Here is a 12,507-nt window from a genome sequence, read left to right as displayed (position 1 = left end):
GCCAATTTGCCGCAGTTGAACATGCAGGCCTACGACGCGCAAGTCTTTGGTGACTATTGGTTCGACTTTGGCAAATTGGCCAGCAGCGTTAACTCGTCGACTTTTTTGTCGTCACGAAACAGTTCGATAATCACCGTCGGATTGCGTGGCTCGGCCCCTTCCGCTTCGGGAAGCTCGACCCAGTCCTGGCCCGTCGCCTGATCGACTTGAGATGTGGGATAGTAGGCTTTGATCTGGTATTTCAAATCGGTTCCCGGAAGTTCCTGCGTGCCTGAAGAAGGAACCATCGGTCCGCAAGGTCAGGTCATTCTGTACGCTGGTGGTAAACCAACCGTCATTCATGTCGATCAGCAGCTAGGCAAAGATCCGCAGGAACTTCCGGGAACCGATTTGAAATACCAGATCAAAGCCTACTATCCCACATCTCAAGTCGATCAGACGGGCAATCGCATCGAGGTCAACGAAGGCGGCTTAAAATTCTGGGTCAACCTTGATGACTACATCGACACCGGATTGTTCCTCGATCATCGTCAAACGCGGTCGATGGTACGCGACATTGCCAAAGACAAATGGTTCTTGAATCTGTTCGCCTACACGGGATCATTCACCGTTTATGCGGCGGACGGTGGCGCTCGCAAAACGACGACGGTTGACCTGTCGAGCACGTACAGGGAATGGACACGCGACAATTTGCGATTGAATGGTTTCGTCGATGGACGAGGCGATGGCCCGCACCAATTGTTGGCAATGGACGTCGGCAAATTCCTTGACGAGCATCCTGCCGGTGAACGGTATGACTTGGTCGTTTTTGACCCGCCGACGTATTCGCGCAGCAAGAAAACAGAGAAGGACTGGAACGTGCAGGAGGACGCCGTTCCGATGTTGCAACAGTTGCTACCGCTGGTTCGAAAAGGCGGCGTGATATTCTTTTCGAACAACTTTCGTCGTTTCAAGTTTGATCCCAGTGAACTAGAAGTCACCGAGTGTCACGAGATTTCCGCACAGACGATTCCAGAAGATTTTCGCAATCGGCGGATTCATCGTTGCTGGCGAATCGTCCGCTAAGCAATCACGTCAACCGGGGCAGCGTCGACGCGATTGCTCAGGGACACAACCCAGCTAGGCGTTCGATTCTTCGACGAGCAAGTTGATGTATTGCTCAATCTTGTCGAGTCGTTGACAGACGCTGTCCAAGTCCGAGTTGTGCGCGGCCTCTTCACAAGACTTCGCCAATTCCGTCAGTTTCGGCAAACCCACTGTGCCTCCAGATCCTTTGATCCAGTGGATTTTTGTCGCGACGGCTTCCATGTCGTCACCATGGAATGATTGCCAGATTCCCGGCATCTGTCCGTGAACTTTGGTGACCAAGTCGATCGCAAATTGACGCATCCAGTCATCCGGCAAGTGGCTTTCGCTCGCGTCCGGTTTGTCGTCCATGCTGGGGTCCACTGGCACGGCGATTGGAGGTTCTGGTGTCGCTTGTTCTGTCGACTTGCTGTGTTGGACAGAAAGTAGCTGAGACGAAGTCGAATCGGCGATGTTTGACATCGCAGAAGGGTGTTGCTGTCGGGAGAGGTGCGCCCACTGGCGAACCTTTTCCAACACCAAATCCAAGTCGAGAGGCTTGGAAAGGTAGTCACAACATCCAGCTTCACGGCACTTGTTATCGTCGCCAACCATCGTATTGGCGGTCATTGCGACGATCGGAATCGGGAGTCCCGCTTTGCGAAGTTCTGCGGTTGCGGTGTAGCCGTCCATCAATGGCATTTGCATGTCCATCAAGACCAGGTCGATTTCGCGTGGGATGATTTGTTTGTTTTCGTCAATAAAGTAGTCATAGGCTTCCTGGCCATTTTCTAGTTTCATGACTTTGGCACCCGCGTTGGTCAACAACCGGTCGATCAAGTCGCGGTTCGTTGGCGCGTCGTCAACGACCAGTACCCGAGCCCCGTCGACTTCGATCGAATCGAACGAAGATTCAGCGTGTCCGAGTGCCAGCTTGATTGCTTCGACACGACTGATCACACGACAACCCTGAATAACAGGTGCGGCCACCTTCAGTGTGAACGTGCTTCCCACGCCAGGCTTACTTGCCACGGTCAGTCCGCCGCCAAGTGCTTCGGCCAAGTGTTTGCTGATCGAAAGCCCAAGGCCGGTACCGCCATACTTTCGTGTGGTGGACGTGTCCGCTTGCGAGAAGGGATCAAAGACTTTTCGCATTTGGTTTTCGTCCATGCCGATTCCGGTGTCTTCGATTGCGATCGTCAGCAGCGGCTGAGTACGGTCGCTATCGTCGAACGAAATCTTGACATCGATCCCGCCATGGTCGGTGAACTTGATCGCGTTGCCCATCACGTTGGTCAAAATTTGACGCAAGCGAGTCGGGTCGCTCTTGACCGATTCGGGAACGTCCGATTCAGCCAGCAGTGAAATCTCGATGCCCTTTTGCTGGACTTTGCCCGAAAGTGACTTGATCACATCGCCGACGATCTTGAGCGGGACGCATTCGATGTGTTCGACTTCGATCCGTTCGGCTTCGATTTTCGACAAATCCAAAATGTCGTTTAATAGGTGCAGCAAGTGGCTACCGTTGCTATGGATGGTCTCCAACTGCACACGTTGTTCGTCCGGATCGCTGACAACCCCACGCAGCATCAGTTCGGTGTAACCCAAAACCGCCGTGATGGGCGTGCGAATTTCGTGGCTCATCCGTGCCAGGAAGTCGCTCTTGGCTTGGTTGGCATGTTCGGCCGCGTCTTTCGCTTCTTGCAAGTGAACCTGGGTCGCACGCAAGCGGTCTGCGGTGCGTTCGATTTCGACATTTCGTTGTTGCAAAGCGGCGGTGCGTTCAGCAACTTTTCGTTCCAAGGTTTGGTTTAACTCTTGGAGTTGACGGAACCCGTCGGCTTTTTCGAACGCGGCGCCGGCGGCGGAGGAAAGGTAGTTGGCGATCCGAAGTTCGTCGTCGCCGAACATTCCCATCATGAATGAGTTGGCCACGTAGACGTGAGCTTCGATACGTCCCCGGACTAAGATCGGGCAGCACAAGAACGTCCCGTAGTTCTGTGTTTTGGTGCCCCGCGAATCACCGGAGGAGGTATCGATCACATTTTCGAAATCACAGACGATTGCCGAGCGACGCTCGCAGCATTTGCGAATGATTTCCAAGTCGAATGGTGCGCCGGGGGTATGGCTTTCCCACTGGTTGTCTTCGGTCTGACGGATCAACAAGACACGGTCGCCGCGTAACAGTCGCGAAGTCGCTTCAATGATCTCGTCTTCGATTTCGCTCAGATCGGTGCAGACCGCGATTCGTCGGCCGGCTTCGAGCAACGCATCGAATCGGTCGACGAGCGATACGGAGGATTCTTGATCGGTGGTGCCAACGGCCGATTTGTACTGCAGCATCGCTTCGCGTGCCGCGTGGACGTCCTGTTGATTGACAGGCCAACCAGCCTCGATCGCCAACTCGGCATACATCAACGTTGTCTGGATTTCCTCCAGCCTGGCGCCTTGTTGACGAGCGATCTCGAGCGATTGCTCGAAGTATCGGTGGGCGCTGCGCATGCAACCGGTCATTGCACAAACAGCGCCCCTTTCACGAAGTGCGTGGGGCAGTTCGTTGGTGAATTTACGTGCGATTCGAAGTGCTCTGCGCGACGCCAGTTGCAATTCACGCATATCGCGTTTGCGTTTCGAAGCGATGCGTGCTGGCCGCGTTTCGATTTTCCGCCGCAACGCTGACACTCGCCATGCGAAGCAGGGACTGGTGTAGGCGTTGAACACCGACGCCGCCTCGGCGATCTTGACGGCATCGGTTAGCGATTTGGCCGACTCGGTGAAATTATCTCGGTAATAGTGGTAGACCGCATGAGCCAGTTTGACATGACAGTCCCGCTGGGCATCATCGACATCACGTCCGACTTCGATTTGCAGCACGTCTTGCGGGATGTTGCCGAGTGACGCTCGCGACCAGATGTCAACGATGTTGCCGGTGCCTTGGAAGTCACTACGACGAACCGCGGAGCGATAGTTGGTTCGCGCCTGTTCGAGCGCTTCTGAAAGGTTGCCTTGTCGGTACAGCGACGCCGCATACTGATAGCGTGCCGTATGGACTTCCCAATAATCACCCGTACGTTCCAGGATCGAAACCGCTTGGCTCGCTTCGGAGTTACAAGCTTCGAACTGGCTGGACGAATACAGCAGGATACTGAGGAAGTGGCGCGATTGGCCTTGCCCCCAGATGTCGTGTAGGTCTTTGCGGATTTCCAGCGATCGGGTCGCATAACGCTGCCCACGACCGTACCAACCGAGCAAACTCATCGCCGGCGCGTGTTCGCTGTAGGCTTGAGCCAGCGTTGTGGTTGGGCGATAGCGTTCGCCACGGTTCATGCCGCGAAGGTGTGACCAAAGCGTGTAGTATTTATCGCGGGTGTACCAATATCCGTGAGCGATATGGCTGTAAAGTTTCTGTCGAAGTAACTCGGTTTCGTCCGGCAGGCGATCACCGCCGTGAGTGAGTTTCGGAAAGTACGTGTGCAGTGTTTGCACCGTGATTTCGCGTAACAGTCGAACACCGAGTTGGAATCGGTTGTTGCAGATTGGCTCGCCAAGTCGACGCAACGCAGATTCGTAGTATTCGACGGCGCGTTGTTTATTGCCGCGTTTGAAGGCGAGTTCGCCAAGACGGGTTGCGACGACCGCCTCGTCGTGGTCCGTGATCGCACTGACGGTACACTTCGCGAGCCATTCTTCGGCGCTATCGTATTCGCCCTGCAGCATCACCACTTCGCTCATCACCGATTCAATGCGATGGCGTGTTTGTGGGTCGGCAAATTGCCGGGCGCGAGAGGCAATTTCCAGTTGCCGTCGGGCGCTGCTTAGAGAAAACTCCGAACGCGCCGCGTCAGCGGCCGCAAGAGCGTGTGGCAATGCTTCTTCATGCATTCCCGCTTCATCGAAGTGATAGGCGAGATCGTAGTGAGCGTTGCTTCGGGTGTTCGCGAGGTATGCACCGATCTGGCCGTGCATTTGCCGTTTGACTTCCGGCGCGAGTTGACCCAGGATCGTTTCTCGGATCTTGTCGTGCGCGAACGCATACTCACCGTCCGGTTTGCTCCAGATCAATCGTTGGCGACGGATGTCGGCGAGCAGGCCGAAGCTTTCGGCAGGATCGATTTGAGAAAGTGTGGCGACCGCATCGAGCGTAAACGAACTGCCGATGACGGCTGCCGATTGCAGGAATTTGAGCGCGAGCGAAGGCAAATTCTTGATACGTTCGGCGAGGACTTCGCCCGCACTTGCTGCGGTCTGGAAATTCGCCAAGCGATTTTGGTTGAGAACCCAACGCTCGTTTTCCGAATTCAACACCGATGACTCGACCATTCCGCGCAAGACGGCGGAGGCCATGAACGGGCTGCCTTCGGCGTAGTCGGCAATGACTGAAATCGCGTCTTGAGGCAAGGTACCGGCCATCGATTCGCACAGCCGACCGATACTTTGTGGGTCGAGTGGGCCGAGCGACAGTGACTGATCGGTTCGCGCAATCTCGCGGATTTGGTTTGCGTTGCCTTCGTCTGGGCGAGACAGCAAAAGCAGCAGTTGGTGGGATGCTTCGCTACGCGAGACACGCTGCAGGACGCGAATCGACTGGTCGTCCATCCATTGGCAGTTATCCAGCGTGATGAGGAACGGTTTGCCGGACGAACCGAGCCCCGTCATCAGCGCAGCGAACGCAGAAAGGACGCGGCTTTGTCCGCGGTCATCGGGGCCGGAGAGTCGTTGACCGGTCCACCCAAGGACCTGCGCCAAAGGCGGCATCGCGGTGAGTACTTCTTCGCGATAATCCGACATTAGGATCGCGATTCGCTCGCGAAGTGCCTCGTCCGTTTTACAGACAATGGCCAGCCGGTTGATCACCTGCATCCAGGGCGCGTTCGGTTCGCCGGTGGCTTGGTCGGTCGAATCACCGTGCAAAACGACGAATCCCAGTCGCGTCGCCAGCCGTGAGATTTCTTGTGTTAGGCGGCTTTTCCCCATCCCTGATGGTGAAGCGATGAGCAGTTGCCGCCAACGCCCGTTGACGACCATTTCCAGGTTTTCGCTGAGAGCCCGGAGTTGTGGTTCGCGACCGACGAAGGCAGGGTCGACCAACCCCGCTCGTGAATCGCTGCGCCCGATGACAACCGACGAATCGGGGTCATCGTTTTCGATCATCCGCAAAATGGCATGGGCGTCGTCCAGCGCCGCTACGGCGGACTGGTAACGCTCACGCGGTTCTTTTTGCGTTAGACGCTCAAGCATCTCCACCAACGGTGCCGGCGTATCACTCGGCAAGTTGTCGGTATTGAGATCTTTCGTGGAATGCTGCAGCAAGATTTCGCTGATTGTCGCCGCATCGCACATCGGTGAACCCGACAGCGAAGTGAATAGCAGTAACCCCAGCGAATAGAGGTCCGAAGATGGCCCAATGTCGTGGCGGATGATGCCAGCGAGTTCTGGAGACGCATACCGGAGCATCTCGACGGTGAACTCGCTTTCTGGGTCAGAGAGGTTGACTCGCCAGAGCGGACCATAGCCCGCAAGCATCGCGGGGCCATCGTCTCGCAGGACAATGTGGGATGGCCGAAAGTCACGATGCACGCAACCTTTGGCGTGAACTTGGACCAGTGCTTCCAACAAATCGACCGCCAACGCGGCGACTTGTAAAGGTGACAAGGGGCCGCGTGAGAGCCTGGATGCGAGTGATCGGCCTGGATGATAGGCATACAGCACTTGCAGCCCGCTGTCACTCCATTCGTGCGATAGCAGCTTGCCGTACGCATCGCATTCGATCGTACTGAGCAGACGGACTTCATTATCAAAGCGAACGCGTAGATCATCGGGCAAGATCTTTCGATCGATCCGCCGTAACACAAACGGTTCGCCAGTCAGTTGGTCTTCAACCAGCAAACAGGTCGCATCTGCCACATCCGTCAATCGGCGTATCAGATGATATTCACGCTCGGCTGTTGCATTCTGTTTCATTTCGACAGGATCGAGGGTTGGCCCGGGGTATTCCATGCGCGCAAATGGCGCGTACGAGTGATGTCAATCGAGGTGGGGCCTCCTCGAATCCAACGCTTCGCAACGTGAATTAGGATGGTCGCATAAAACTTCAAAAAGCGTTATGTGACCAAACGATCTCGAATCAGGATGTGAACTCCGTCCGAATTCGTGGTTGTTTCTTCGAAATAGTAGGTCTCTGCTTATTTACCGAGGTGATATCTTCGGAAAGGGTTCACCCTCACAATGTGTCGCTCTTGTCACTCGGTAACTATCGTACAGGGGGTGATCCCTTACCGTGTGTTAACAGACACGATTGACTGTTATTACTCGTTCGCAACAAATGGGGGCAAAACATGTCTGCGATCGAACAGGAAACTCCCGTCACATGGGAGTCCGATTATGCTCAGCGCGTGAATCCGGAACTGATGACCGGTTTACTCCATAAGGCCGTTCCGGTCTTGGAATGGACAAACTGGAAAGTCACGAAGGTCGAACGCGGCTACTGCGAATCGGTTCTTCCGTTAAGCGTGCCGACAACGAATCAGCATGGCACACACCAAGCCGCGCTGATTTCGCTTTCGGCAGACTATACCGGTGGTATGGCTTTAACGACCTTACTGACCGGGGTTCCGCTGACGGGCATCCACCGTGGGCATCCGAATGACTCGGCGTCGCTTTGGCTGGCGTCGATGGATGTCAAATACGAAAACCCGAGTACGAGCAATCTGCGAGGCGTTTGTCGCATTGACGCGAAAACCGCCGAGCGGATCAAGTCTCGTTACTTTGGTGGACGTGTGGTGTTGGTCACGCTAAACGTCGAGTTCTTCTCTGAAGACAATGAACGTGTCGCGGTGGCCGAAATGAAGTACTTCGCACAGGCGACCAAGCAATTGTTGCGTGATCGCGAAGACGGGCAACGCTCGTCGCTGTCGAAGTTGAATCTGAAGAAATCGGCTCGGATTATTTCGGGGCTTCGCGCCCGAGGCCGACAGGATCAAGGCCAGTGGATTTGCCGTGACGATGGCGTCAAGATTCGTCTTGACGGCGGGCACGACATGTTTGCTGCCGGGACGCACGGGATCTTGCAAGCCGAGCGATTGAATAAGGTCTTGCCGCAACTCCAGTCGTTTGTGGTTGCCCGGACTCGAAATGCCGACGATGTGGTTCGTTCGATGCCAGAAATCGAACAACTCGTGATGTTGGGCGCGGGACTGGATATGCGACCGCTGCGTCTGACCAATGAGCTTCGCGGCGCAACGATTTTTGAAATCGATCTTCCTGAAATGCTGACCGAACGGCAGCATGTGATTCAACGAATGGAATCTCAAATTGGTGGGGCCCATCAGGCACCGGAGCGACACCAGATTGCTGCCGACTTCTTGAAGTGTGATGTCGGCAGCAAGTTGCGTGATCACTTCGCGTTCTCGCAAACCGCAACGACTTTGGTCATTTATGAAGGCTGTTCGATGTACTTCGAACACGAACAAAACGTTCGCTTGCTTTCCTCAGTGATGCGGTCGCTGAAAAATCCCGAGAGCCGTTTGTGGATGGATTGTGTGACCCCGGCCGTCATCGATGCGAATACCGGAGATCCAAACATTCAAGCGTTTGTCGAGCAGATGGAAATGATCGGCGAAAAATTCATCTATGGGCCAAGTGATGTTGGCTCATTCTTGAATGAATGTGGTGTCGTATTAGATGTCGAAGTAACCGCCGGTGCAGTTCTTGGCGACAACGACCCGACACTCGCCGAGTATCGATTCGTTACTGCTCGCCGTGACAGCGTCGACGTGTCGTAAGGCCGACAAGCCAAACTTGTAAATTGCCCTGCCGGCGATTGCATCAGCAGTCGCCGGCAGTTTTTTTAAGATGCAGGATCTTTAAGCAACAACCCTTACGACGATCTTGGTTCCCTGCTTGGCAATAACGCGGACCGCCATTCCACTGTCGACATAGTCTCCTTCGGTGACGACATCGACGGTGAAGTCATCGACACTCATTTTTCCGCCGGGCCGCAGCGCGCCGACCGCGACACCCTCGTCGCCGACCTGGACCCGTTGCCACCCCGGCATGCTGAGGTCAGGTTCGTCGAAGGATTCATCGGTGTCTTCGGCGCCGATTCCCGCAAACGCAACTTGCGGCTTTAACGTGAGCCGCCCCAGACCGGGAATGTCGCCGATGTATTTGGCAAGAAACAACATCGCGATCAAAAATCCGACGAACGCGCCCATCACCGTTAACACGTCCCATCCCAGCTTGGTCAGGTCATCGCCGTTGCGTGGGACCAGAAAACGTTGCGAAGCCAAGACCAGAGAAGTCAGGACTAAACCAAATCCGCCAAGACCCGCGACGCCGAACCCGGGAATGACGAAGATCTCCAGGACGATGAAAGCGACTCCCAGAACGAACAGCGTTACCTCAAACCAGCCGGCCGTTCCGCCAAGGAAGCGGCTCCAAAAGAAAAGGCCGAAACAGAGAATCGAAGTAAGTCCGCCGATGCCCATTCCCGGGGCACTGAATTCGAACACCAACGCAATCATGCCAATAATCAGCAGCAGGATCGTGACTGGTCGCGAATTCAAGATGGTGATTGCCGTATCGGTCGCGGTGTAATCGAGTACTTGGATTGGCGTTTGAAGGTTGAGGTCAGTTGCCAATTCATCAAGGCTGTCAACGGTCTGATTTGCCATTCCGAGTTCGACGCAGCGTTTGCCGTTGGCGATGAAAAACATCTCTTTGCCAGCTTCGCGGATGTTGTTCCCGCGTTCCCATGCGTCCGTATCCGGCATCGAGTCCCATTCTTTGTCACTGATGTAGCGAACGGTACCGTCGTTTTTGTTGACGGCACGAAAGACGACCATGTCTTTGTCAGTCATCTTTTCCGCTAGCGTCGGCGAACGACCGTTTCGTTCTGCGGTATCGCGAGCCTTTTGTGCGACGACGCTTCGACCTTTGGCTTCGACATAACGCCAAGCACCGTCGCCGCCCATCTCGATCACACCGGCATCACCCATCCTCGCACTCGGGTCCATGTAAATTTTGTCGCAAGCGAGGGAAACGAGCGCAGCACCGCTGATGGCATCGTTGCGAATGTAGGCGACCGTTTCGACGTCTTTGGTCGCGAGGATCAAATCCATGATCTGAAAGGTGTAGTAAACCATTCCGCCTGGCGAGTTGATGTCCAGGATGATGACATCGACATCCATCTCGACCGCGCTTTTAAATTTGCGGATCAACTGCTCGCCACTGAGCGGATTGATATCGGTATGCAGCGGAATCACGACGGCGGAGCGTTTCGGTTCCTCCTGCGGTCCGTCGACTACCGGTTCGCGTTGGGCGGCTTCATCGGCATCAACGATCGGTGTTGAAGTCCAAGCGATGCCTGTCAGGGCAAGGCACAGCAACCAAGTCAGACACCGAAGCGATGTCCGTCGTACCGAGCGGCGTTGGTCAGACGAAGGTTGGTCAGCGAGATTGTGGGAAGGTGCATCGCGTAGTGGTGCTCGAAACATAAGGCAAAGCGAAACGCTGACGGGGAAGAGAGAAAAGAGTTGAACGCGGGCAACTTAAGTTTAGGGCGATCCCATTTTAGGTGGGGCCCAATTTAGTTCACGAGAGGGCGAGTGCAGTCTCGATGCTTCTAATAAGTCTGTCGGGAATGGCAGTGTCTCGCCCAATAAGGAGGTTTGGCAAAACTTAAACGTGAAAAACTGTGATGAAGACGCGGGCTCGGCGAAATGGCGGGAAAATGCCGCTTCGGAGGTTCAGGATCTGGCCGGCGTCGAGACCTATATTGTGGATCGATTTACCTCAGTGGGGCGCTTTTTGGCGTGATCCATGCCTTCCAGGTGATTTGTTCCCTGTGAGAGGTCGTGTATCGATCACCCGACAAGGCGCGAGCGGAGCAGCGATTCCCCGATGGGATGCGACAACACGTCATGCTGACGAGTCTGGCAAACAGGCTGGAGGTGTAAATCTACGCCCGGAAACAGTCCCTGAGGGGTGACGAAACGAAGCTTTCGTGGTAGAAGTGTTGGCTGCACGAGAACTGTTTTCTGGGGCGTGCGCAACTAGTATGATGTGGCGCGTGTCAAGGAATACAGCACGATGGCAAAGAAGGCCTTGTGAAAGGCCGTGACGCGAAGGCATTGCAGGAGCCCGTCCTTCGTGAACCTTGACTGGGTCATCGACATTGATCAGGTCAGGATCGGTAGTTGCTCAGAGGCGGTTGATTCCACTTGCTCACTGGGCTGACCGGGCGATGCGGTTTTGGGGACTGTGATGCAGACCCTTCAGCAGCGTTGTCTCGGGCGCGTTAGGTAGACATTGGTAGAAAGCGAAGGTGTGCCCCGGCGAATTGCCCCGCGTCACCTTCAAATGGTCCACTCGTTTGATTCACCTAGGGAGAATCTTTTTCATGACCAAATGCAAGTTGGAATACGTCTGGTTGGATGGTTATCAACCGACTCAAAGTCTGCGTAGCAAGACGAAAGTCGTCAGTGATTTCAGCGGAAATGTTGAAGACGCGCCGGTCTGGTCCTTCGATGGCTCCTCGACTGAGCAGGCTCCAGGCGGTTCGTCCGACTGCTTGCTCAAGCCAGTTCGCGTGATCCCCGATCCAGGTCGCATGGGCACCGGTTTCCTCGTCATGTGCGAAGTTCTGAACGCCGACGGGACCCCTCACCGTACCAACGGTCGTGCAACCATTGATGATGATGACGGCGATTTCTGGTTCGGTTTCGAGCAGGAATACACCCTGTGGAACCCCGACACCAACAAGCCACTCGGCTTCCCGATGGAAGGCTATCCCGGTCCTCAAGGTCCTTACTACTGCAGCGTCGGTACCGGCAAAGCAGTTGGACGCGAGATCGTTGAAGAGCACCTCGAGTTGTGCTTGCAAGCTGGCCTGAACGTCGAAGGCATCAACGCCGAAGTGATGATGGGCCAATGGGAATTCCAAATCTTCTCGAAGGGTGCGAAAGAAGCTGGCGACCAAATCTGGTTGGCTCGCTACTTGCTCGAACGTGTTGCCGAAGCTCACGGCCTGTCGATCAACTGGCACTGCAAGCCAGTCAAGGGCGACTGGAACGGAAGCGGCATGCACGCCAACTTCTCCAACGAAACGCTGCGTAACTGCGGCAGCCAAGAGACCTACGAAGCGATCTGCCAAGCCTTCGAGCCACGCATCAAAGAACACATCGATGTTTACGGTGCGGACAACGATCAGCGTTTGACCGGTCTTCACGAAACCCAATCGATCGACAAATTCAGCTACGGCGTTTCGGACCGTGGTGCATCGATCCGTATTCCAATCGGTACCGTCGAAAACGGTTGGAAAGGTTGGTTGGAAGACCGCCGTCCTGCGTCGAACGCAGACCCTTACATGGTTGCTAGCGCAATCATCGCGACTGTCAAACGCGCCGCGCTGCCTGCATAAGGTTGCCTCTGCGTCACCTGACT

General features: G+C 55.2%; 6 protein-coding genes. 3 read left to right on the top strand and 3 right to left on the bottom strand.

Annotation, left to right across the window (positions count from 1 at the left end; all coding sequences use genetic code 11):
• Positions 1 to 53: 53 nt before the first annotated feature.
• Complete coding sequence (locus CGZ80_RS27755) at positions 54 to 287, bottom strand: hypothetical protein (RefSeq protein WP_198953764.1); 234 nt, start codon at positions 285 to 287, stop codon at positions 54 to 56.
• On the opposite strand from CGZ80_RS27755, the gene CGZ80_RS22150 reads away from it, so the two are divergent.
• Positions 268 to 1,065 (top strand): class I SAM-dependent methyltransferase, encoded by a 798-nt coding sequence (locus tag CGZ80_RS22150; protein ID WP_233148590.1) that lies wholly within the window; start codon positions 268 to 270, stop codon positions 1,063 to 1,065. The genes CGZ80_RS27755 and CGZ80_RS22150 overlap by 20 nt on opposite strands.
• A gap of 54 nt (positions 1,066 to 1,119) precedes the next feature.
• Here the strand turns inward: CGZ80_RS22150 and CGZ80_RS22145 are convergent, their stop codons facing one another.
• The gene (locus CGZ80_RS22145; protein WP_158222810.1) at positions 1,120 to 7,026 is read right to left on the bottom strand and encodes an ATP-binding protein; all 5,907 of its coding nucleotides are present in this window, start codon (positions 7,024 to 7,026) and stop codon (positions 1,120 to 1,122) included.
• 374 nt (positions 7,027 to 7,400) lie between these two features.
• Between CGZ80_RS22145 and CGZ80_RS22140 the strand changes: the two genes are divergently transcribed.
• Positions 7,401 to 8,846 carry a class I SAM-dependent methyltransferase gene (locus CGZ80_RS22140; protein WP_094417858.1) on the top strand — a complete coding sequence of 482 codons (1,446 nt, stop codon included), beginning with the start codon at positions 7,401 to 7,403 and terminating at the stop codon, positions 8,844 to 8,846.
• 81 nt (positions 8,847 to 8,927) lie between these two features.
• Here the strand turns inward: CGZ80_RS22140 and CGZ80_RS22135 are convergent, their stop codons facing one another.
• Positions 8,928 to 10,559: an NfeD family protein gene (locus tag CGZ80_RS22135; RefSeq protein ID WP_143544094.1), complete on the bottom strand. Its 1,632-nt coding sequence runs from the start codon at positions 10,557 to 10,559 to the stop codon at positions 8,928 to 8,930.
• Between the two features lie 905 nt (positions 10,560 to 11,464).
• Between CGZ80_RS22135 and CGZ80_RS22130 the strand changes: the two genes are divergently transcribed.
• Positions 11,465 to 12,484 carry a glutamine synthetase beta-grasp domain-containing protein gene (locus CGZ80_RS22130; protein WP_094417857.1) on the top strand — a complete coding sequence of 340 codons (1,020 nt, stop codon included), beginning with the start codon at positions 11,465 to 11,467 and terminating at the stop codon, positions 12,482 to 12,484.
• The last annotated feature ends 23 nt before the right edge of the window (positions 12,485 to 12,507 follow it).

Origin of the sequence: Rhodopirellula sp. MGV (assembly GCF_002251265.1) — a bacterium.
Lineage (GTDB): Bacteria > Planctomycetota > Planctomycetia > Pirellulales > Pirellulaceae > Stieleria > Stieleria baltica_A.
Note: the sequence above shows the minus strand (reverse complement) of the source record. Positions and strands in the feature narration are given on the sequence as shown.

Bases quoted from the DNA above. Each gene is read 5' to 3' on its own strand.
- CGZ80_RS22135 (WP_143544094.1), bottom strand. From the start codon at position 10,559: ATGTTTCGAGCACCACTACGCGATGCACCTTCCCACAATCTCGCTGAC.
- CGZ80_RS22145 (WP_158222810.1), bottom strand. From the start codon at position 7,026: ATGAAACAGAATGCAACAGCCGAGCGTGAATATCATCTGATACGCCGA.
- CGZ80_RS22130 (WP_094417857.1), top strand. From the start codon at position 11,465: ATGACCAAATGCAAGTTGGAATACGTCTGGTTGGATGGTTATCAACCG.
- CGZ80_RS22140 (WP_094417858.1), top strand. From the start codon at position 7,401: ATGTCTGCGATCGAACAGGAAACTCCCGTCACATGGGAGTCCGATTAT.
- CGZ80_RS27755 (WP_198953764.1), bottom strand. From the start codon at position 287: ATGGTTCCTTCTTCAGGCACGCAGGAACTTCCGGGAACCGATTTGAAA.